Origin of the sequence: Mucilaginibacter myungsuensis (assembly GCF_015222005.1) — a bacterium.
GTDB lineage: Bacteria > Bacteroidota > Bacteroidia > Sphingobacteriales > Sphingobacteriaceae > Mucilaginibacter > Mucilaginibacter myungsuensis.
In genome coordinates this window covers 1-21,613 of the sequence record NZ_JADFFL010000012.1, presented here as the reverse complement: position 1 = coordinate 21,613, position 21,613 = coordinate 1, and the positions used below count along the sequence as shown (strand labels likewise).

20 protein-coding genes are annotated in these 21,613 nt (G+C 46.0%); all 20 read left to right on the top strand.

Translation table 11 applies throughout. The features are described 5' to 3' along the window. Positions 1-165 precede the first annotated feature (165 nt). The 20 genes from IRJ16_RS21400 (at position 166) to IRJ16_RS21305 (ending at position 21,391) form a co-directional block, all read left to right on the top strand. Positions 166-1,428: a c-type cytochrome gene (locus IRJ16_RS21400; RefSeq protein ID WP_194113744.1), complete on the top strand. Its 1,263-nt coding sequence runs from the start codon at positions 166-168 to the stop codon at positions 1,426-1,428. 40 nt (positions 1,429-1,468) lie between these two features. Next, positions 1,469-4,588: a TAT-variant-translocated molybdopterin oxidoreductase gene (locus IRJ16_RS21395; RefSeq protein ID WP_194113742.1), complete on the top strand. Its 3,120-nt coding sequence runs from the start codon at positions 1,469-1,471 to the stop codon at positions 4,586-4,588. Between the two features lie 26 nt (positions 4,589-4,614). Then, positions 4,615-6,090, top strand: a complete 1,476-nt coding sequence (gene nrfD, locus IRJ16_RS21390; protein WP_194113733.1) for an NrfD/PsrC family molybdoenzyme membrane anchor subunit — start codon at positions 4,615-4,617, stop codon at positions 6,088-6,090. A 5-nt stretch (positions 6,091-6,095) separates the two neighbouring features. Then, positions 6,096-6,632, top strand: a complete 537-nt coding sequence (locus IRJ16_RS21385) for a DUF3341 domain-containing protein (RefSeq protein ID WP_194113731.1) — start codon at positions 6,096-6,098, stop codon at positions 6,630-6,632. After that, positions 6,625-7,203, top strand: a complete 579-nt coding sequence (locus tag IRJ16_RS21380) for a c-type cytochrome (protein WP_317174020.1) — start codon at positions 6,625-6,627, stop codon at positions 7,201-7,203. The genes IRJ16_RS21385 and IRJ16_RS21380 overlap by 8 nt, the downstream gene beginning before the upstream one ends. 13 nt (positions 7,204-7,216) lie before the next feature. Then, positions 7,217-8,506, top strand: coding sequence for a quinol:cytochrome C oxidoreductase (locus tag IRJ16_RS21375; RefSeq protein ID WP_194113728.1), 1,290 nt, complete (start codon positions 7,217-7,219; stop codon positions 8,504-8,506). Positions 8,507-8,553: 47 nt separating this feature from the next. Further along, positions 8,554-9,738, top strand: a complete 1,185-nt coding sequence (locus IRJ16_RS21370) for a cytochrome c oxidase subunit II (RefSeq protein WP_194113726.1) — start codon at positions 8,554-8,556, stop codon at positions 9,736-9,738. A gap of 18 nt (positions 9,739-9,756) precedes the next feature. Beyond that, entirely contained in the window at positions 9,757-11,652 is a 1,896-nt protein-coding gene (locus IRJ16_RS21365) for a cytochrome c oxidase subunit I (RefSeq protein ID WP_194113725.1), read from the top strand. 139 nt (positions 11,653-11,791) lie between these two features. Further along, positions 11,792-12,853, top strand: a complete 1,062-nt coding sequence (locus tag IRJ16_RS21360) for a COX15/CtaA family protein (RefSeq protein ID WP_194113723.1) — start codon at positions 11,792-11,794, stop codon at positions 12,851-12,853. After that, positions 12,850-13,719, top strand: a complete 870-nt coding sequence (gene cyoE / locus IRJ16_RS21355; RefSeq protein WP_194113721.1) for a heme o synthase — start codon at positions 12,850-12,852, stop codon at positions 13,717-13,719. The genes IRJ16_RS21360 and cyoE overlap by 4 nt, the downstream gene beginning before the upstream one ends. Then, positions 13,719-14,303: a cytochrome c oxidase subunit 3 gene (locus IRJ16_RS21350; protein WP_228080401.1), complete on the top strand. Its 585-nt coding sequence runs from the start codon at positions 13,719-13,721 to the stop codon at positions 14,301-14,303. The genes cyoE and IRJ16_RS21350 overlap by 1 nt, the downstream gene beginning before the upstream one ends. A 21-nt stretch (positions 14,304-14,324) precedes the next feature. Further along, on the top strand, positions 14,325-15,044 hold the full coding sequence (locus IRJ16_RS21345) for a cytochrome c oxidase subunit 3 (RefSeq protein WP_194113718.1): 720 nt from the start codon (positions 14,325-14,327) through the stop codon (positions 15,042-15,044). 26 nt (positions 15,045-15,070) lie between these two features. Then, complete coding sequence (locus IRJ16_RS21340) at positions 15,071-15,418, top strand: cytochrome C oxidase subunit IV family protein (protein ID WP_194113716.1); 348 nt, start codon at positions 15,071-15,073, stop codon at positions 15,416-15,418. 1 nt (position 15,419) lies between these two features. Continuing rightward, positions 15,420-16,118: an SCO family protein gene (locus IRJ16_RS21335; protein WP_194113714.1), complete on the top strand. Its 699-nt coding sequence runs from the start codon at positions 15,420-15,422 to the stop codon at positions 16,116-16,118. A gap of 179 nt (positions 16,119-16,297) precedes the next feature. Next, positions 16,298-16,864: a DUF420 domain-containing protein gene (locus IRJ16_RS21330; protein WP_194113712.1), complete on the top strand. Its 567-nt coding sequence runs from the start codon at positions 16,298-16,300 to the stop codon at positions 16,862-16,864. Between the two features lie 47 nt (positions 16,865-16,911). Then, the gene (locus tag IRJ16_RS21325; RefSeq protein WP_194113711.1) at positions 16,912-17,190 is read left to right on the top strand and encodes a hypothetical protein; all 279 of its coding nucleotides are present in this window, start codon (positions 16,912-16,914) and stop codon (positions 17,188-17,190) included. Positions 17,191-17,247: 57 nt separating this feature from the next. After that, positions 17,248-17,655 (top strand): DUF983 domain-containing protein, encoded by a 408-nt coding sequence (locus IRJ16_RS21320; protein WP_194113710.1) that lies wholly within the window; start codon positions 17,248-17,250, stop codon positions 17,653-17,655. Continuing rightward, the gene (locus tag IRJ16_RS21315; RefSeq protein ID WP_194113708.1) at positions 17,633-18,292 is read left to right on the top strand and encodes a DUF2461 domain-containing protein; all 660 of its coding nucleotides are present in this window, start codon (positions 17,633-17,635) and stop codon (positions 18,290-18,292) included. The genes IRJ16_RS21320 and IRJ16_RS21315 overlap by 23 nt, the downstream gene beginning before the upstream one ends. A gap of 16 nt (positions 18,293-18,308) precedes the next feature. Next, a complete protein-coding gene (locus tag IRJ16_RS21310) occupies positions 18,309-19,160 on the top strand; it encodes an OmpA family protein (RefSeq protein ID WP_194113706.1) in 852 nt (283 codons plus the stop codon). A 323-nt stretch (positions 19,161-19,483) separates the two neighbouring features. Beyond that, positions 19,484-21,391, top strand: coding sequence for an amidophosphoribosyltransferase (locus IRJ16_RS21305; protein WP_194113704.1), 1,908 nt, complete (start codon positions 19,484-19,486; stop codon positions 21,389-21,391). Positions 21,392-21,613 lie beyond the last annotated feature (222 nt).

Here is a 21,613-nt window from a genome sequence, read left to right as displayed (position 1 = left end):
TTTTTGCAAGTTATTTAGAACAATTATAAATTAATGTTTCGTGTCATTAATTTGTCAGCGGTACTGTAATAAATTATACTTTTGTGGACTGAAATAAGTGGGTAATCTCACATCTGCCCGTGTTTTCAAACATAAAATAGAAATTATTAAGCACAAATACACTTTATGAGAAGTATCTCATTGATTCTTAAACAATTTTCGAGGTCGGTTTTACTGATCGCCGGATTGGCGATGATGGGGTCTGCTGCCCATGCACAAGGAGATGCGGCAAAGGGTAAGGGTATATTTACCACTAGCTGCGCCAGCTGTCACAAACTCGACAAGAATGGCATCGGTCCTGCCTTAGGTCCTATCGTTACTTCGGATACTAATGACAAATGGCTTACCTCGTGGATCCACAATAGCCAGGCTTTGGTTGCTGCCGGCGATCCTAAAGCTGTAGCTATTTACAAGCAGTATAACGAAACCCCGATGCCTCCGTTCCCGCAGTATAGCGATGCTGATGTAGCCGACGTGTTGGCTTACATCCGTACGGGTTACGCTGAATTGCAGAAACCAGATAATGCTCAACCTCCAGTGGTCGAAGAAAAGGGCCCAAGCACAATGATGGTGTTAGGTTTGGCATTGGTAGTTGTATTGGCTTTCGTGATCATCCTTGTACTGAACAGGGTTGTTGGATCTTTAGAAAAATTAGTATCAAAAAAAGACGGTACATATACAGAGCAAGATGAATTAGCTGCCGAGGTGGTTAAAGCCGAGCGTAAAGCTAAGGTGATGGCGCTGGTGATGAACAAGAAATTCGTATTCTTTGTTGCGCTGGTAGGTTTCATCGTATCGTTCATCTGGATGTGGATCGCTTTATGGAGAACTAACGTTCACCAGGGTTACCAGCCGGTACAGCCGATCAAATACTCGCACGAGTTACACGCCGGTGTAATGAAGATCGATTGCCAGTACTGTCACTCGGGTGCTTACAAATCTAAAAATGCTTCTATCCCGTCGCTTAACGTTTGTATGAACTGCCACAACGCGGTTAAGACAGAGTCGCCGGAGATACATAAGATCTACGATGCTTTGGGTTACGATCCCGAGAAACGTACATACGATGCATCTAAAGCACGCCCTATCCAGTGGGTACGTATCCACAACCTGCCGGATCTGGTTTACTTTAACCACTCACAGCACGTTAAAGTTGGTAAGATCATTTGCCAGGATTGCCACGGCCCGGTACAGACCATGAAAGAGGTTTACCAATACTCGCCGCTGACCATGAAATGGTGTATCCAGTGCCACAGACGTACCGAGGTTAACACTAAAGGTAACGCTTACTACGATAAGATGTTCGCCGTGCACGAGATGATCAAGAAGGGCGAGAAAGTTACTGCAGCTGCCATGGGCGGTCTGGAGTGCGGTAAGTGCCACTATTAATAATAACAAGAACTTAGCAATTACAGTTTATATAGCTTAAATGGACAGCAATAAAAAATACTGGAAAGGTTTAGAAGAACTAAACAATACGCCGGAATTTGTTGAGAAAAGTAGACACGAATTTGCCGAGCCTATCCCTATTGAGGATGTGTTGAGCGGATCGGGTCTGTCAGCTAAAACCCCTCGTCGTGATTTCTTAAAGGCGCTTGGTTTTGGTGTGGGTGCAGTTACGCTGGCCGCTTGTACGCCGGTGCCTGTGCACAAATCTATCCCGTACCTGATCAAGCCAGAAGAGGTTACCCCGGGTATCGCTAACTTTTACGTATCAAGCTTTGAAGGTCAGCCTATTTTAGTGAAGACCCGCGAAGGCCGCCCGATCAAGATCGAAGGTAACCCTAACGATGTGTTGACCAAAGGTGGTATCAGCGCGCAAGGCCAGGCGGCAGTATTGGATCTGTACAACTCAGGTCGTTTACAGCAGCCGATGCTTGGTGGTGATGGTTCATTATCAGAAGCCAGCTGGGATGCTTTGGATACTTACGTTACCAACCAACTGAATGCTATTAAGGCAGGTGGTAAAAAGATCCGCATCGTAGCATCTACGGTTTATAGCCCGTCTACCCTGGGTGTTATTAATGACTTTATCGTTGCTTATCCTACTGCTAAGTTAGTTAATTACGATTCTATATCATACACCGGTATCATCAAAGCTAACGAGAACAGCTTTGGTAAAGCCGTTGTACCAAGCTATAAATTTGATAAAGCTGACATCATTGTTAGCTTCGGTGCCGATTTCTTAGGCAGCTGGATATCAGGTGAAGAGCATACTTTACAATACGTATCTAACCGTAACGCAAAATCGCTTGAAGAAAAAAGGATGTCACGCCACATCCAATTCGAAAGCGGCATGAGCCTGACCGGTACCAACGCCGATACCCGTATCGCCACAAAAGCATCTGATGAGGGCGCTGCTTTGTTAAGCTTATACAAAGAGCTGACCGGTACTGCTTTGCCTGGTACTAAAGAGGTAGAGGACAAACGTGTTGCTAACGCGATAAAATTAGTTGCCGGCGAATTAAAAGCTGCCCAAGGTAAAGCCCTGGTGGTTTGCGGAAGCAACGATATCGCTACCCAAATATTGGTTAACGCCATCAACTCGGTATTAGGAAGCTACGGCACTACTATCGATCTGGATAACCCTAACAAGAAATTTGCAGGTAACGATCAGGAATTTGCCGATCTTATCCGCGAGATAAACGCAGGCGAGGTTGATGCATTGTTCTTCCTGAACGCTAACCCTGCTTACGATTACTACAAACAAAAAGAATTTACCGACGCGTTAGCTAAAGTAAAACTGAAAGTTTCTTTTGCTGATCAGTTGGACGAGACCGCTTCTTTATCTACAGCAGTTGCGCCAAACCACCACTTCTTAGAGTCGTGGGGTGATGCTGAAGTTGTTGAAGGTTACTACTCGATCATCCAGCCGGCCATCAACCCGGTTTACAACACCCGCCAGGCCGAGACCAGCTTGATGAAGTGGAGCGCTAACGCAGTTGCTGACTATTACACTTACGTACAAAATACCTGGGCCAATACCATCTTCCCTAAAGTGGGTGTGAGCGGTAAAAAAGCTTGGGAGACATTGCTGCAAAGCGGTTTTGTTAAAGTTGCCCCTAAAGCGCCGGGTGTTTACACCTTCGCTAAAGATCTTGCTTCGGTTGCTCAAACTATCGTTAGCCAATCTGCTAAAATTAAAGCAGGCGCAGATCAGGTGGAGTTGGTGCTTTACCAAAACAACGGCATCGGCGATGGTAAACGCGCTAACAACCCTTGGTTGCAGGAGATGCCGGATCCGGTATCTAAAGTTACCTGGGCTAACTACGCTGCCGTAGCTGAAAAGTTCGGTAAAGAGACCTTAAAAGTAGAAGAAGGCGACGTGGTAGAGATCACCGCCAACGGATATACCATTGCTGTTCCTGTATTATTCCAGCCTGGTCAGGCTCAGGGTACTGTTTCCTTAGCCTTAGGTTATGGCCGTACCAAGAGCGGTAAAGTAGGTGATGGGGTAGGAGCTAACGCATATCCGTTCTACAATTATGCTAACGGTACATTCCAAGCTGTAAGCGTAGCATCTGTTAAAGCTAACGGCGAGAAAGACCCATTAGCCCAAACACAAACCCACCATAGCTATGAAGGCCGTAGCGTTATCCGCGAGGCTACTTTTGTCGAATACAAAAAGAATGCTGGTGCAGGTGTAAGCGAAGGCGAACACAAAAAAGACTACAACGCAGAGTCTCTTTGGGACGAGCACGAACGCCCGGTTTACAATTGGGTAATGGCGATCGACCTTAACGCTTGTACCGGTTGCGGTGCTTGTGTGGTTGCTTGTACTGCCGAGAATAATATCCCTGTTGTTGGTAAAGCAGAGGTTCGTCGCCGTCGCGAGATGCACTGGATCCGTATCGACCGCTACTACAGCTTTAACGATAAAGATGCTACCGCAAATGCAGAGCACGGTCATGAAGGTGGCAACGGTGCCCTGACCAAAGAGAAAGAGATCAACAAAGCCTTTGAAGAAGGCCACGATATGGACAACGTATCGGTTGTTCACCAGCCAATGCTTTGCCAGCATTGCGATCATGCCCCGTGCGAGACCGTATGCCCGGTATTAGCTACCATCCACTCGAGCGAAGGTTTGAACCACATGGCTTACAACCGTTGCGTGGGTACCCGTTATTGCGCTAACAACTGTCCCTTCAAAGTACGTCGCTTTAATTGGTTCAACTACTGGAACGACTCTCGCTTTGAGAACTACCTGCAGAACGATTATACGCAATTAGTATTGAACCCTGACGTTACCACCCGTTTCCGTGGTGTGATGGAAAAATGCTCTATGTGTATCCAACGTATCCAGTCGGGCAAGTTGAAAGCTAAGATGGAGAAACGCCCGTTGAGAGATGGCGAGATCAAAATGGCTTGCGAGCAAACTTGTACAGCTAACGCTATCGTATTCGGTAACAAAAATGATCCTAACTCGGCAGTGTCTAAAGCATTGGCAAGCGAGCGTACCTACTACGTGTTGGAAGAATTGAACATCCAACCTGGTATCGGTTACCAAAGCAAGATCAGGAACATTAACGAAAAGGAACTAAGCGCTTAATTTTATAATATCAGAGATATCAATATATGGCTTCTCATCATGAATCAATAATCAGGGAACCGTTAATTACGGGCAAGGACATCACCTATGCCCAGATAACTGACGACGTATTGCGCCCTGTAGAAAATAAGCCCACCAAAGCGTGGTGGATCGGCTTCATTGTATCGGTGCTTGGCGCTTCGCTTTGGGTATTCGCTGCCGGCTGGACCTTTTGGTACGGTTTAGGTGAGTGGGGCTTGAACAAGACCGTAGGCTGGGCATGGGATATCACCGGTTTCGTATGGTGGGTAGGTATCGGTCACGCCGGTACGCTTATCTCGGCGGTGTTGTTATTGTTCCGTCAAAATTGGCGTAACTCCATTAACCGTTCGGCCGAGGCGATGACCATCTTCGCGGTAGTCTGCGCCGCTACATACATCGTAGCGCACATGGGCCGCCCTTGGTTAGCTCACTTCTGTTTACCATTACCAAACCAGTACGGATCACTTTGGGTTAACTTTAACTCACCACTGATCTGGGACGTATTCGCGATCTCGACTTACTTCTCGGTATCGTTAGTATTCTGGTACACAGGTCTGTTACCTGATATCGCTACCATCCGCGACCGTGCTACAGGTTTAAAACAAAAAATTTACTCGGTATGCTCTTTCGGCTGGACCGGTTCTGTAAAGACCTGGCAACGTTTCGAGACCGTATCGTTGATCCTTGCAGGTATATCTACACCACTGGTACTTTCGGTACACACGATTGTATCAATGGACTTTGCAACATCGTTAGAGCCGGGATGGCACACTACCATCTTCCCTCCATACTTCGTTGCGGGTGCGATCTTCTCTGGATTCGCAATGGTACAAACCCTGTTGTTAGTTGCCCGTAAGGTGTTAGCCTTAGAGAACTACATCACCATGTTCCACATCGAATCAATGAACAAGATCATCATCTTAACAGGTTCGATCGTAGGTGTGGCTTACATCACCGAGTTCTTTATCGCCTGGTATTCGGGTGTTGAATATGAGCAATACGCGTTCATCAACCGTGCTACCGGTCCATACTGGTGGGCATACTGGAGCATGATGACCTGTAACGTGATCAGCCCGCAATTACTTTGGAAGACCAGCTGGAGACAGAATATCGCTTTCTCTTGGGTGTTGTCTATCGTAGTGAACATCGGTATGTGGTTCGAGCGTTTTGTGATCATCGTAACCTCTCTGCACCGCGATTATATCCCATCAAGCTGGGCTATGTTCTACCCGACCTGGGTGGATGTTGCCATCTTCGTAGGATCTATCGGTGTGTTCTTTACCTTGTTCCTGTTATTCATCAGGGTATTACCTTCAGTGGCTATGGCCGAGGTGAAACTGTTGCTGAAAGGATCGAGCGAGCAGGCTAAGAAGAAACTGATCGAGGAAGGTCACTTAGACCCAAGCCACGTTGCGTTCTACAAAGAGTCGTTAACCAAATTCGATAGCGTTGACCTGTCGGCATACGATAAATCTATTTAAGAGAGATGAGCAGTACTAAATTTATATTAGGCCTTTTTGATGATCCCGATGATATGATGCACGGGATAGATAAACTGCAAAAGAACAGTGTGCCTATCTATGATGTATATACCCCGATGCCTATACACGGTATAGAGGCTAAGCTTGGTGTTAAACCTTCGCGTTTAGGTTACGCAGCCTTTATGTTCGGTTGTTTGGGTGGCAGTACCATCTTCAGCATCATTTATTATACCATGGTGCACGATTGGCCGATCAACATTGGTGGTAAGAACTACTTTGCTGTTCCGGATTTTATCCCGATCACTTTCGAGTGGACCGTATTGTTCACAGCATTTGGTATGGTGGCTACCTTTTTGTATGCCACGCACCTGTTCCCGGGCCGTACCCCAAGGGTAATGGACCTGAGAGCGACCGACGACATGTTCGTGATCGCGATAGATGCAAAAGGTAATGTCCCGCATGACGATATCACATCGTTACTGAAAGAAGCGGGCGCAGTAGAAATTAAGCATAACGACAGAAAATATGTTAGCTATGAATAAATTTAGAATATTGGGTGCCTCGGTTATGGTTGTGGCCGCAACGGTGATGATATCATCTTGCGACAACAAGAGAAGCACGGGCTGGGAATATGCCCCCAATATGTACAGACACTTGGCTCCTGATGCTGACCAGGAAAATAAAGTATTTGCTGACGGCAAGACCGCTCAGTTACCACCGGACGGTACTACCCCGGTAGGTTTTGCAAGATTTGATTACGCTAAGAACAGAGATGGCTACGATCTGGCAGCTGCCGAAGTAAAGTCTATATTGCCGCAAAGCAAAGAGAACTTTGAAGAAGGTAAGGTGCTATACATGCACTTCTGCTCTCCGTGCCACGGAGAGACAGGCCAGGGTGATGGCTTAGTTGTTCAGCATGGTTATGGCGCTCCGCCGTCATACTCAAAAGGCAACTCGTCTCGTACCGGCGGCTCAATGAAAGACCTTAACGATGGTCAGATCTATCACACCATCACTTACGGGTTGAACTCGATGGGTTCGTACGCGTCGCAACTCTCGCCGGAGGAGCGTTGGAAAGTAATTATGTACGTTCACCATTTACAAACTTTATAAGAATTAGAACTGAATGAAGACTCATACAAGTTTTGAAGGACAATACGAATTTGTAGGCAAGGCCAAAACCTGGAGCCTGATCGGTATTGTTGTGGGTTTAGTGGTGATACTTGGCGGCTTTTTAACGGGCCAGGCCGAGCGTACATTTGCTAACCTATTATTAATGGGCTATTATTTTACCTGTGTTTGTATGGCAGGCGTATTCTTTTGCGCGGTGCAGTATGTAGCACAGGCAGGTTGGTCTGCATCGGTATTACGTATACCGCAGGCCTTTGCCAAAACATTGCCTATAGCGGCTGTAGTGTTGATCGCTATCGTTGGTGCAGGTCTGTTCATCACTCACGAGGGTGTTAACGAAGAAGGCCACGCGGCTACCGTGCCATACCTGTACAAGTTATGGGCTATAAAAGGTGTGGCCGAAGTAGGTAACGAAAATTATGATCACCTGATCGCAGGTAAATCATCGTTCCTGAACGTTCCTTTCTTCCTGATCCGTTTAGTGTTATTTTTAGGATGCTACGCATGGTTCGGTAACCTGCTGATCAAATACTCAACTAACGAGGACGAGATTGGTGGTATGAGCAACTACGAGAAAAGCTTTAAAATGTCATGTATCTTCTTAGTGATCTTCGGTTTTACAACTCCGATCTTCGCTTTCGACGTGATCATGTCTATCGAGGCACACTGGTTCTCTACCATGTTCGGTTGGTATAACTTCGCTGCCATGTGGGTGAGCGGTTTGGCAGTAATGACCTTGACCATCATCCAACTGCGTAAAGCCGGTTACTTATCATGGATCACCGAGGATCACCTGCACAACTTAGGTATCTTTATGTTCGCTTTCTCTATCTTCTGGACTTACGTATGGTTCGCTCAGTTCTTGCTGATCTACTACGCCAACTTACCAGAGGAGACCGTTTATTTCTACAAACGTTGGGAGCCTGAATACAAACCATGGTTCTGGATCAATATCGTACTTAACTTTGTTGCACCATTGTTAGTATTAATGATGCGCGACAGTAAACGTTTCACCGGTATCCTGCAAACCGTTGCTATTATCCTGATCGTTGGTCACTGGTTAGATTATTACATGATGATCATGCCGGGCGCATTACACGGCGGACACGGTGCTGAGCATCACGAAGCACACTGGTACACCCAGATCACTTGGATTGAAATTGGTACATTTGCAGGGTTTGCAGGTCTGTTCACTTTCACCATGCTGACCTCGCTGACCAAGTTCAAGTCGCTGATCGCTAAGAACCACCCGTTCTTGCAAGAGAGCTTGCACCACCACATTTAATATTTGTAAACAGTATATACTAAAAAGAATACCAAACGAATACAATAATGGCATTCAAAAATTTAATAAATTCTAAAAAACTGACGGTGCTGTTTGCCACGTTACTGTTAGGCGGTAACCAGTTGTTGATGGCCGCGGCCGCACCAGCTGCTACTACCGAAGTAAGCGAGGAAGCACAGGCCGCTATGTGGACAGGTGTTGGTTATTACGTGCTGATGTTCTTATTGGTTTGCGTAGGTGTAGCCATTGTAGGCCGTATAGTTAAAGTGTACGACCTTACCAACCAACTGCAAGGCAAGACCGCTACCAACTGGAACAATATTATGGCGATCGGTTTCGCGGTGTTCCTGGTGATCGGTATGTTCGGCGCTTTCTGGTCGTTCATTGTGCAAGGCAGCATGAACTTGCCTGAGTCGGCTTCGGTTCACGGTGTTAAGACCGATAACATGTTCAATATTACTTTCGGAATCACCGTAATAGTGTTCATCATTACCCAGATCTTACTGTTCGGTTTCTCTTACTTCTATCGTGGAAGAAAAGACCGCCGCGCATATTTCTACCCGCACAACAACACCATCGAGAAAGTTTGGACCATTATCCCGGCTATCGTTTTAACGGTACTGGTAGTATTCGGTTTCTTTACCTGGAGAACCATCACCAACTCGGTTGACGTTAAAGGCGACATCAACATCGATGTTACCGGTCACCAATTTGCATGGGAGCTGCGTTACCCTGGTGCAGACCAAAAGTTAGGTAAAAAACACTACAAATTAGTAGGTGGTTCTAACAACCTAGGTGTCGACTTCAAAGACAAGAACTCATTCGACGATATGCGTGCCGATACCTTGGTTATCCCGGTAGGCCGCACCATCAGGTTGAACATTATTGCACAGGACGTTATCCATTCGGTTTACATGCCGCACTTCCGTTTGCAGATCAACGCGGTTCCCGGCTTGCCAACATACTTTAAATTTGAGCCTACCATCACTACTGCTCAGATGAAAGCTAAAACCAACGATGCTAAATTTGAGTACTTGCTGTATTGCTCTAAAATTTGCGGCGACGGTCACTACAACATGAAGAAGATCGTTAAAGTGGTAACCCCGACCGAGTATAACAACTGGCTGTTACAGCAAAAGCCTTACCTGAACGACGCTCTTAAAAGTGAATTGAAAGTGGCAGGTATCTTGCCAAATGACGGAGCAGCAAACCAGGTAGCATTAAATAATTAATATTTTCATATAGCAATTATGTCAACAATATCAGTACAAGATCACGGAGTTCACCATCATGACGGCCATGGCCATGATGACCACGGGCATCACCATGATACTTTCCTGACCAAATATATTTTCAGTCAGGATCACAAGATGATCGCCAAGCAATTCCTGATCACAGGTATTACGATGGCCGTTATCGCCATGATCTTATCTATCTTATTCCGTATCCAATTAGCATATCCTGACAAGGCATTCCCTTTGATGGAAACTTTATTGGGTCGTTTTGCACCTAACGGTCGTTTAGATCCGGGTTTCTTCCTGTCGTTGGTTACCATCCACGGTACCATCATGGTATTCTTTGTACTTACCGCGGGTTTGAGCGGTACCTTCAGTAACTTACTGATCCCATTGCAGGTTGGTGCACGTGATATGGCTTCGCCATTCATGAACATGCTTTCTTACTGGTTCTTCTTTTTAGCCAGTGTGATCATGTTAGCTTCTTTCTTTATCGAGAAAGGGCCAGCCAGCGGTGGTTGGACAATATACCCGCCACTATCAGCATTGCCAAAAGCAATGAAAGGTTCGGACCTGGGTATGACTCTGTGGCTGATCAGTATGGTGTTCTTTATCGCGTCATCGTTATTAGGTGGTATCAACTACGTGTCTACCATCCTGAACATGCGTACTAAAGGTATGGACCTTTGGAAAATGCCTTTGACCATCTGGGCGTTCTTCCTGACGGCTATTCTGGGTGTATTAGCATTCCCGGTACTGGTTGCAGGTGTGGTATTATTGATATTCGACCGTAGCTTCGGTACAAGCTTCTACCTGTCAGAGATCGTGCTGAACGGTAAAGTAATGCCTTTTGAAGGTGGTAGCCCTATCTTGTTCCAGCACTTGTTCTGGTTCTTAGGTCACCCTGAGGTTTACATCGTAATTATGCCGGCTTTAGGTATCTCTTCAGAGATCATCGCTACCAACTCACGTAAACCGATCTTCGGTTACCACGCGATGGTTTACTCTCTGATCGGTATCACCGTGCTATCGTTTATCGTATGGGGTCACCACATGTTCGTTACGGGTATGAACCCGTTCCTGGGCGGTGTGTTCATGATCACTACTTTGATCATTGCGGTACCTTCGGCTGTAAAAACATTTAACTACCTGGCCACACTATGGCGCGGTAACATCCGGTTCACCCCGGCTATGTTGTTCGCTATCGGCCTGGTATCATTCTTTATCTCTGGTGGTTTAACAGGTATCTTCCTGGGTAATGCTGCTTTGGATATCAATCTGCACGATACTTATTTCGTAGTTGCCCACTTCCACTTGGTAATGGGTTCAGCGGCGATATTTGGTATGTTGGCCGGTGTTTACCACTGGTTCCCGCGTATGTTCGGTAAGATGATGGATGATCGTTTAGGTTACCTGCACTTCTGGCTGACTTTCATCGGAGCATACCTTGTATTTTTCCCGATGCACTTTATGGGTCTGGATGGTGTGCCACGTCGTTACTACGCATTTACCGAGTTCGAATCGATGAGCCGTTGGTTGTCTGTTAACACATTCATCACCTGGGCAGCTATCATGTCAGCATTGGCGCAAGTAGCGTTCCTGTTCAACTTCATCTACTCTATCTTCTTTGGTAAGAAAGCGCCGATGAACCCATGGAACTCGAATACCATGGAGTGGACAGCACCTGTTGAGCACTTACACGGTAACTGGCCTGGAGAGATCCCAACTGTTTACCGTTGGCCTTATGATTACAGTAAGCCTGGTGCCGAAGAGGACTTTATCCCGCAGACCGTGCCATTGTCTGAGACAATGAGCTCTAACCAGGAGCACGATTTTGAAGATAACGAAATTGGTTTAGAAGCACACAAACAGTGGATCGCTGCTAATAGAAAGAACGAAGAAGTAAAATAATTAGTTTAAAGTTCTGAGTCTTAAGTACTGAGTGGTAAGTCGTGGATCGTGGTTGGTAAATGGCTGAAAAAATGCCCTGCCGATACAGATACTGCTTCGTACTCAAGACTTAAAACTCAGAACTTTTTGCTTAATAAAGATGAATATATCCCCGGCGAAGCGCAGATTCCAGTTCTTTAACCTTTGTGCCATCATCATGCTATTCTTAGTGATCTTAGCAGGTGGGGTAGTAAGGGCTACAGGTTCGGGGATGGGCTGCCCGGATTGGCCGAAATGCTTCGGAAGGTATATACCGCCTACCGATGCATCACAATTACCTGCAGATTATAAGCAGAAATATGTGTTAGGCCGGATGAAAAAGAACGTACGTTTTGCTAAAACGCTTGATCTGTTCGGTTATAACGACTTAGCGACACGTATCCGCGAGGACCGTTCGATACTGGTGCCTGAAGACTTTAATGTTGCCAGGACCTGGACGGAGTACGTGAACCGACTGGTAGGCGCGCTATCAGGTATATTTTTACTGTTGACGGCGATCTACTCGTTCGCTTACAAACGGAGCAACAACTGGATCATTGTAGCAAGTATCGGTAACTTGATACTGGTGGTGTTCCAGGCATGGTTGGGATCTATCGTAGTGTCCACTAATTTGGTGGCTTGGATAGTAACGGTACACATGCTGTTGGCCTTAGCGATCGTAGCTTTATCCATTTACAGCTATCACGCAGCCAAGGTTATTGGCAGGCCAAAGCTTCCGGTAAAGGGATTGATCTATGCGCTGACGCTGATCGTATTGGTGTTAAGTACTATACAGATCAGTGTAGGCACATCAGTAAGGGAGAAGGTTGATGAGGTATCAACGCACATGCAGGGCAACTACCGTCAGGATTGGGTGGCCAAAGCAGGCGAAATATTCAACAACCACCGCGACATGGCATTGGTGGTATTGGTACTGAACGTAATGCTGTACGTACTGATCCGCAAGAGTTATAACAGGCATTCCATTCATCAGCAATTGATGAGTTTTACATTTTTAATGATACTGGCACAGATAGGCACAGGCATCGCGTTAAGTTATTTCGCACTGCCGCCATTCGCGCAGGCATCACATATCGTATTGGCGAGTTTGGTATTTGGGGCTCAGTATTATCTGCTGCTCAATCTGTCAAGGTCGGCCAGTGTAAGGGGAGTAGGGGTATGAAGTTTAGCGACTTTTCAAAGCTGATCAAATTCAGATTGACGTTCCTGGTCGTGTTTTCGGCCTCGATATCATTCCTGATCGGCAGTTATATGAATGGCCACATTGTGTGGATCAACTGGATCAAGCTGATCGTTGGGGGCTTTTTGGTAACATCGGCCGCTAACTGTTTTAACGAGATCATTGAGGTTGACCTGGATAAGCTGATGAAGCGCACTATGGACCGCCCAATGCCGGCCGGACGAATGACCACCGGGCAAGGTTTGGTACTTGGTTTAGCCATGGGTATTGCAGGTACATACCTGTTAGGTAGTTTAAACCTGCTTACAGGTCTGTTATCGGTATTCTCGATATTGCTGTACGCTTTCGCTTACACACCGCTGAAACAGAAGTCGCCGATAGCGGTATTTGTAGGAGCGATACCAGGCGCATTGCCACCACTGATCGGTTATGTAGCCGCACAGGCGCACGGCCGGATAGACGCGGTAGCATTGGTGCTGTTCGCGATACAATTTGTGTGGCAGTTCCCGCATTTTTGGGCCATAGCCTGGGTGCTGGATGATGATTATAAATTAGCAGGTTTCCGTTTGTTGCCGACAGGCGCACGGGATAAACCAAGCGCGGCGATAACATTTTTGTTCACCGTGATATTGATACCGGTGAGTTTGCTGCCAACAATTTACGGTTACGCGGGTTGGTATTTGTTTGGGGTATCGCTTGTTTGTGGGCTGATATTCTTGTACCAGGGCTTTGTGCTGTTGCGCAAATGCGATATTAAGTCGGCCAGGCAATTGATGTTCGGCTCGTTCTTTTATCTGCCGGTGGTACAGTTAATGTTTTTAATAGATCTGATAGGGAAGAAGGCATAATGATGGCTCAAATACAACACGATACGGATAGGCAGAACCTTGGCGCAAAGAAATTTGCCATGTGGATCTTTATCTTCTGCTCGTTCATGCTTTTCGCGGCTTTTAGCAGCGGCTTTATCGTTTACAGCGGGGGCAAAGGGCACGGCTTAAATGTGGCTTTGCCAAAAGCGTTCTTATACAGTACGATTATTATTGCGTTGAGCAGTGTGACCATGTTCCTGGCCTCTAAAGCGGCCAATGCGATGGATCATGCCAAACAACAGCTTTATACCATATTAACCATCGTTCTTGGTTTAGGCTTTTTGGGGATGCAGGTTTACGGCTGGTACGTGATGACCTACCAGATGCAGGTGTTCTTGACCGACCCTAACGCTTCAAGATCGTTTGTTTACGTGATCACATTTATGCACTTGCTGCACATCCTTGGCGGGATCATTTTCTTGCTGTTCGCGCTGGGTGGAAGCATCAAACGCATACCACAGGTAAAGAATATTTATCGGATGGACATGTCGGCTATTTTCTGGCATTTCTTAGATATAGTATGGATTTATCTTTATGTTTTTTTACTTTTGAATTCAAATTAAACACCTTTTATTTAAGTACAGATGAGTACAACAGTATCACAGATCGACAAAGTAAAGGATGGCCCTTGGGACGGCGGACACTCTCCATTTAAGATAGAGTATGGTAAGCTGATGATGTGGTTCTTCCTGCTTTCAGATGCTTTTACATTTTCAACGCTATTGATCTCTTACGGCGCGCTGCGTTTCAGCTCACCAAGCTGGCCTGCACCCGATCTGGTTTTCCAGTCCGTACCGTTAACAAGCTTAACACATGGTTATCCGTTGGTGTTTGTGGGTATCATGACGTTCATTTTGATCATGAGTTCGGTAACGATGGTATTAGCTGTTGAGGCCGGTCACCGTAACTCTAAAAAAGAAGTTGTTTGGTGGATGATCGCTACCGTTATTGGTGGTTTCATGTTCCTTGGTTGCCAGGCTTTAGAATGGTCGCACTTACACCACGAAGGTTTTTGGTGGGGTAGCATACCTGATGCCGAGCATTTAAAGGAGTTTTTTAAAGAAGGTACACCGGTTAATGCCGAATACACACAGCAATTTGCTAACCTGTTCTTCACCATTACCGGTTTCCACGGTTTCCACGTATTCAGCGGTGTGATCATCAACATCGTTATCACATTGAACGTATTGTTCGGCACTTACGAGCGTCGCGGCAGTTACCTAATGGTTGAAAAAGTTGGTCTGTACTGGCACTTTGTAGACCTTGTTTGGGTGTTCGTATTTACATTCTTCTACTTGATCTGATCCAAAACATTTAAAAAGATATTATTATGTCATCACATACACACGACGCACACGCCGAGCACGGTCACGACGATCATGCGGGTTTATCAAGAGGCAAGATCTGGCAGGTGTTTTTCATTTTGTTGGGTATAACCGTAGTAGAGTTCATCATAGCGCTTTACATGGTACCTAAAGGCATGTTCGGCGCTAACATCGCTAACCCGATGTATATCATATTAACGCTTGCAAAAGCTTTCTACATCGTTGCATTCTTTATGCACTTGAAGTTTGAGAAAGTTGCACTGGTTTACTCAATGGTAGTACCTATCCTGTTTATCATCGGTTTGATCTTGGTGTTGACCAACGAGAGTCATTACTGGGTCTCACTGAGATAAAATGGCTGCATCAAAAGGCTTACAAAAATTAACGATCCTGGTACTGATATTAGCGGTACCGGGATTTTTATATTATTTACTGACCGCAAAGGGTAAGAACAGGTATAAACCCCTGCCTTACTACGGCGCCAAAAAACTATCCGGCACTTCCCATAAATTCCATGGGAAAATTATTCCGGATACGCTTTACCACACCGTGCCCGATTTTACGCTGACCGATCAGCAAGGCAAACAGGTATCGTTAAAAAGCATTGGAGAAAAGATCTTGGTGCTTAACTTTTTCTATACCAATTGCGGCGATGCCTGTAAAGAGGTCAACGCCCGGATGGATAGCCTGGTAAAGCGATTAGCCAAAAATGATCTGATGCAATTCGCGTCGATCACGGTGGACCCGCAAAGGGATAATGTCCCGGCTTTGCAGAAGTTCTCGGCTGGTTTTAATCGCCCTGCAGATAAATGGCTTTTTTTGACCGGTGATACCAGCACCATATACCCGCTGGCCCGCAATGGACTGTTAGTAGATGCTTTGCAGGATGGCGATAACTTCGTCCTCAGCAACAAGATCATCCTGCTGGACAGTGACCACCACATCCGTGGTTACTATGATGTGGCCAGCACAAGCGACGCTACCCGTTTGGGCGACGAGATCAAAGTGCAGATCACAGAGGAGTTGCGGAAGAAAGAAAAACCTTTGTATTGAGGAAGAATTAAGAGCAAAGAGTCAGGAATCAATACACTCCTAGGAGTAGAGATAAGATCATAGGATCAATAGTGTAAAGTCAAGAATAAAGGAAAAACAAAAAATGCAAAGGGCAGTAGCAAAGGTCTTGAGTCTCGGCTCTTGATTCTTGACTCTTCCCTCTTGCATCTCTTCTAACCATGACCGATAAATTTATATTTCGTTTTGTAGCCGGCTTGTCCGTGTTCGTGTTTGTAGTGGTGGTGATACTGGAATCGAAAGTGATACCGGCGCCTAAGGAATTGCCGTCCTTCACCTATTTTTTGCCGAAGTTGAATGCCATTTTTAATGGTACATGCAGTGTGCTGTTAGTGGCATCGCTGTTCGCGATCAAACGTAAGAATATCGGTCTGCACAAAAAGCTTAATATCACCGCCTTCATCCTGTCGGCGTTGTTTTTGGTATCGTATATCCTGTTCCATTACCTGGCCCCACAAACCGTTTATGGTGATCTGAACGGCAACCATAAATTAGACGATGCGGAGAAACTGGCGATAGGCGGTATCCGCTACGTTTATTACCTGATACTGGTAACCCATATTATACTTGCTGCAGGCGTTTTGCCGTTGATATTATTGAGTTTTTACCGCGGCTTGCAGATGCAGGTAGAAAAGCACCGCAAACTGGTGCGCTGGACCTTCCCGATCTGGTTGTACGTAACGGTTACGGGTGTGATCGTTTATTTGATGATAGCGCCGTATTATTGATCGGCGGTAATGGTTTTACCGTTATCTATCCCTAACTTTGTAAGTATATGAAAGGCTTTAAATTTTTCATGCTGGTTTTAATGGTCTCGATGATGTCGTTCGGCAGCATCAGCACGGCTAATGCCCAATGCGCCCAATGTTCGGCCGTGGTTGAATCTAATAACAAAAGCGGTGCACACGCTACAAAAGGGCTTAACAAAGGTATTCTTTTCCTTTTAGCGATGCCGTATTTGGTGGTTGCTACAGGCGGGTATATCTGGTACAAAAACTACCGTAAAAAGAACGTGGAGTTGCTGATCAGCACCAAGCCGTTCAATCTGAACTAATACCGATATCCGTTGTTCTTTAACGAAACGATGGATACGCATCAAACCTATAAAAACATGGCTCAAACACCAAAAGCCTGGGCTATGCTTAACGGCAGGTGCCCGAGGTGCCGTCGCGGCGAAATGTTCATTGGTCGTACCTATGGCTGGAAGTCCAACAACATGTACGAGCACTGCCCGCATTGCGGACTGACCTTTGAGATAGAGCCGGGCTATTTTTACGCATCCATGTACGTAAGCTACGCCATGAATGTGGCCGAAGCCGTCACCCTTGCCGTATTGACCTACCTGCTGACCGGCGACCTGGAATCGCCCTGGTTATATTTGGGTGTGATCTTGGGCGGATGCTTTCTGTTATCCCCTGTTAACTATCGTTACTCCCGCATATTGATGCTATATTGGCTATCGCCGAAAATTAAATACCAACCGCATTTAGATACCGATGATAAACCAAAGCACTCTTGACTTTATTGGTGACCTCAAGGCCAACAACGACCGTGATTGGTTCCTGAAACATAAGGAAGCCTACGATGCCGCCCAGCAGAACGTAGTAACGTTTACCGGCGAGTTGCTGAAAGAATTGAGCAAGGTAGATCCTTATATTGATGCTAACTCAGATCCTAAGAAAAGCGTGATGCGCATCTATCGCGATATCCGTTTCAGTAAGGATAAAACGCCTTACAAGCACTGGTTCGGCATACATAAGCTGAGTGCAAAATATCATTTGGAGGTGGGCTACTATATGCATATCGAGCCCGGCGCTACCTTCATAGCGGGTGGTTGCTGGTGGCCGCAAGGCGATCAGTTGAAAGCCATCCGTCAGGAGATAGATTATAATGCCGATGATCTGAAAGCCATTGTCGACGCACCGACGTTTAAAAAGCTTTTCGGCGAGTTCCGTGATCAGGAGCAATTGAAGACCATCCCTAACGGTTACGAGGCCGATAACGAAAATATCAGCCTGATCAAACTAAAAAGCTTCACGGCCAGTCATAAGGTGAGCGATGCTGAGTTGAAGAGTAAGGACGCGGCGGCTAAAGTAGCATCGATACTAAAAGAGATACAACCATTATTACTATTTTTACAGAACGCTATAGCTTAATAGCTACCTTTTAAGTATGAAATTCAGATACCTGTTATTACTGCCGTTTTTAGGCGCGATGATGTTCCAGTCTTGCGCTATCATGTCAACCAAAAAGTATAATGCTCTTGTGGCCAGCCGCGATTCGTTGTCGGCGCGTACTATGAGTTTGGAGGAAGAACGCCGCCGTTTGCAAGGCGATACCGCCAACCTGCACCGCCAATTAGCCAATCTGCAAAAGGAATATGGCGACCTGACCGGTAACCTGGATGCCACCAACAAAAAATTGAATGCGCTTAACGACCAGTTCAATGCAAGCAATACAAAAGTTAGTCAACTATCCGGCGACCTGGCCAAGCGTGAAGCCCGTCTAAAGGAAGTTGAAGGCATACTTAAAAAACGCGATGAAGCTACCCAGGCACTAAAAGACAAACTACAGAAGGCCTTATTGGGCTTTACCCAAAACGGACTTTCTGTTGATGTGCGTAACGGTAAAGTTTATGTATCGTTGACGGATAAATTGCTGTTCCCTTCTGGCAGTATCGTTATCGATGATAAAGGTCAGCAAGCTTTGAAGCAATTGGCTGTGGTGATGAACAAAGAGCTGGACATTAACATGGCAGTTGAAGGCCATACCGATAATAAAAAGATCAAGAACTTAGGGCAGATCAAAGATAACTGGGACTTGAGTGTACTACGCGCCACATCGGTAGCCCGTTACCTCACCGAGGTTGAAAAGATAGACCCTAAACGATTGACCGCCACAGGTAAAGGCGAGTTCCAACCGATAGACGAAGGTACATCTGCTGAGTCGCTGTCAAAGAACCGCCGTATCGAGATCGTACTCACGCCGAAGTTGGATGAGTTGTATAATTTGATAACGAAGTAGGACCGCTGGTTGGAATGATTTTTTTGATTTCGCTGATTGACGTGACTATTCACAATCAGCGGAATCATTTTAATCAGCGAAAATCAGCCTCGCGCGTAAGGCCTGCAGAAGTATGAGCGGATAGCCCGGCCGCAGGCAACGCTCAGATAAAACTCACGATCAACCAGAATTACCCCAACTTTACGCCCTCCGCACCGCGCCTCACCCCCTTAACATTAACTTTACAATTTTTACATTTAACGGTAAAACTTAGTACTTTTTAATGACGATCGGTTAAGAAAGTTAATGCGATTATCTTAACTTTGCACGCTCATAACCAAAGCATGAGCGATCAGATCAAGCATGAATGCGGAGTGGCTTTTATCCGTCTTAGAAAGCCGCTTTCGTACTACCAAAAAAAGTATGGCACTGCGCTGTACGGAATTAACAAGCTGTACCTTTTAATGGAAAAACAACATAACCGCGGCCAGGATGGCGCGGGCGTTGCTACTATTAAATTGGATATAGAACCGGGCAAAAGGTACATCAGCCGTCACCGCAGTATGGCACCAAGCGCGGTTGCCGACATTTTTGAGTATATCCAAAAGAAATTTGCGGACATACAAAAAGAGCAACCCGAAAAAATGGCCGACGCCGAATGGCTAAAAGAGCACGTTAGCTTTACCGGCGAGGTGTTGTTAGGTCACCTGCGCTACGGTACGCACGGAAAGAATAGCATAGAGAGCTGTCACCCGTTCCTGCGTCAGAACAATTGGCAGACCCGTAACCTGGTGATCGCCGGTAACTTTAACATGACCAACGTAGATGAGCTATTGCAGCAACTGTACGATCTTGGTCAGCACCCTAAAGAGAAAGCCGATACCGTTACCGTATTAGAAAAGATAGGCCATTTCCTTGATACCGAAGTTCAGGGCTTGTTTGATCAGTACAAACGTGAGGGTATAGATGATAATTTCGAGATCAGTAAAATGATCGCCAACGATCTGGATGTGGCTAAAGTGCTGCGTAAATCGGCCAAGAGCTGGGATGGTGGCTACACTATCGCCGGTATCCTTGGTCATGGTGATGCTTTTGTAATGCGCGATCCGGTGGGTATCCGCCCGGCGTATTATTATTATGACGACGAGATCGTTGTAGCCGCATCTGAGCGACCTGCTATCCAAACTGCATTTAATGTTGATCTGGAAGATATCCGCGAGATAAAGCCCGGTCACGCATTGATCGTTAAGAAAGACGGCCGCGTGAGCGAAGACATGTTCAGCGAGCCGTTGGTGAAGAAATCTTGCTCTTTTGAGCGTATCTATTTTTCACGTGGCAGCGATGCTTCTATCTATCGTGAGCGTAAGCAATTAGGCCGTTTATTATGCCCGCAGATCTTAGAGGCTGCCGGTCATGATATCCCGAATACCGTATTCTCTTTTATCCCTAACACCGCCGAAGTTGCGTTTTACGGCATGGTTGAAGGAGTACATAAGTACATTAAACAATACCAGCGCGAGCGCCTGCTCAACCGCGAAGACAAGATCAGCGACGAGGAGTTGACCGAAGTATTGTCTTTAGCCCCACGCGTAGAGAAGTTGGCAATTAAGGACGTAAAGCTACGTACCTTCATCACCAACGATGCTGATCGTGGCGAAATGGTAGCCCACGTTTACGACAGCACTTACGGTGTGATCAAACGTGATCAGGACACTTTGGTAGCCATTGATGATTCGATAGTACGTGGTACTACGCTTAAGCAAAGTATTCTGAAGATCATGGATAGGTTAGGTCCTAAAAAGATCGTTATCGTATCTTCGGCACCGCAGATCCGTTACCCGGATTGCTATGGTATTGATATGAGCCGTATGGGTGAGTTCGTTGCTTTTGAAGCTGCTGTTAGCTTGCTGAAAGAACAAGGTAAAGAGAATATCCTGACCGAGGTTTATCAAAAAGCCAAAGCGAGTTTGGCCCTGCCTAAAGAGCAAGCCGTAAACTACGTGAAAGCCGTTTACGAGCCTTTCACCGATCAGGAGATATCTGACCGCATCGCCCAGATCATTACGCCTAAAGGCACCAAGGCTGAGATCAAGGTACTTTATCAAACTTTAGATAACCTGCACATCGCATGCCCTGATCACTTAGGTGATTGGTATTTCAGCGGTGATTACCCGACCCCGGGAGGTAACAAGATTGTTAACCGCGCTTTTGTCAACTGGATGGAAGGTAAGAACCAAAGAGCGTATATGTAAGAGTCCCCCGGCCCTCTAAAGGGAAGGGAAAAGTAAAAGTGAAAGGTCTGTCAATTTTGACGGACCTTTCGCTTTTAAAATACCTACGTCATTGCTGTAAAGGTTAACTAATTCGGTAACAGAATTAGCTTAAAAAGAGTTAAGCTAAAACGTTATGCGGAACATTAATAATGACCTTACCCTAAAGCGGAACTATCTAAGTAAGTATCGCTTCCTGATCAA

Bases quoted from the DNA above. Each gene is read 5' to 3' on its own strand.
- IRJ16_RS21330 (WP_194113712.1), top strand. From the start codon at position 16,298: ATGACCGATAAATTTATATTTCGTTTTGTAGCCGGCTTGTCCGTGTTC.
- IRJ16_RS21350 (WP_228080401.1), top strand. From the start codon at position 13,719: ATGATGGCTCAAATACAACACGATACGGATAGGCAGAACCTTGGCGCA.
- IRJ16_RS21400 (WP_194113744.1), top strand. From the start codon at position 166: ATGAGAAGTATCTCATTGATTCTTAAACAATTTTCGAGGTCGGTTTTA.
- IRJ16_RS21315 (WP_194113708.1), top strand. From the start codon at position 17,633: ATGATAAACCAAAGCACTCTTGACTTTATTGGTGACCTCAAGGCCAAC.
- IRJ16_RS21360 (WP_194113723.1), top strand. From the start codon at position 11,792: ATGAATATATCCCCGGCGAAGCGCAGATTCCAGTTCTTTAACCTTTGT.
- cyoE (WP_194113721.1), top strand. From the start codon at position 12,850: ATGAAGTTTAGCGACTTTTCAAAGCTGATCAAATTCAGATTGACGTTC.
- IRJ16_RS21335 (WP_194113714.1), top strand. From the start codon at position 15,420: ATGGCTGCATCAAAAGGCTTACAAAAATTAACGATCCTGGTACTGATA.
- IRJ16_RS21385 (WP_194113731.1), top strand. From the start codon at position 6,096: ATGAGCAGTACTAAATTTATATTAGGCCTTTTTGATGATCCCGATGAT.
- IRJ16_RS21305 (WP_194113704.1), top strand. From the start codon at position 19,484: ATGAGCGATCAGATCAAGCATGAATGCGGAGTGGCTTTTATCCGTCTT.
- IRJ16_RS21345 (WP_194113718.1), top strand. From the start codon at position 14,325: ATGAGTACAACAGTATCACAGATCGACAAAGTAAAGGATGGCCCTTGG.
- IRJ16_RS21320 (WP_194113710.1), top strand. From the start codon at position 17,248: ATGGCTCAAACACCAAAAGCCTGGGCTATGCTTAACGGCAGGTGCCCG.
- IRJ16_RS21375 (WP_194113728.1), top strand. From the start codon at position 7,217: ATGAAGACTCATACAAGTTTTGAAGGACAATACGAATTTGTAGGCAAG.
- IRJ16_RS21380 (WP_317174020.1), top strand. From the start codon at position 6,625: ATGAATAAATTTAGAATATTGGGTGCCTCGGTTATGGTTGTGGCCGCA.
- IRJ16_RS21325 (WP_194113711.1), top strand. From the start codon at position 16,912: ATGAAAGGCTTTAAATTTTTCATGCTGGTTTTAATGGTCTCGATGATG.
- nrfD (WP_194113733.1), top strand. From the start codon at position 4,615: ATGGCTTCTCATCATGAATCAATAATCAGGGAACCGTTAATTACGGGC.
- IRJ16_RS21370 (WP_194113726.1), top strand. From the start codon at position 8,554: ATGGCATTCAAAAATTTAATAAATTCTAAAAAACTGACGGTGCTGTTT.
- IRJ16_RS21310 (WP_194113706.1), top strand. From the start codon at position 18,309: ATGAAATTCAGATACCTGTTATTACTGCCGTTTTTAGGCGCGATGATG.
- IRJ16_RS21365 (WP_194113725.1), top strand. From the start codon at position 9,757: ATGTCAACAATATCAGTACAAGATCACGGAGTTCACCATCATGACGGC.
- IRJ16_RS21340 (WP_194113716.1), top strand. From the start codon at position 15,071: ATGTCATCACATACACACGACGCACACGCCGAGCACGGTCACGACGAT.
- IRJ16_RS21395 (WP_194113742.1), top strand. From the start codon at position 1,469: ATGGACAGCAATAAAAAATACTGGAAAGGTTTAGAAGAACTAAACAAT.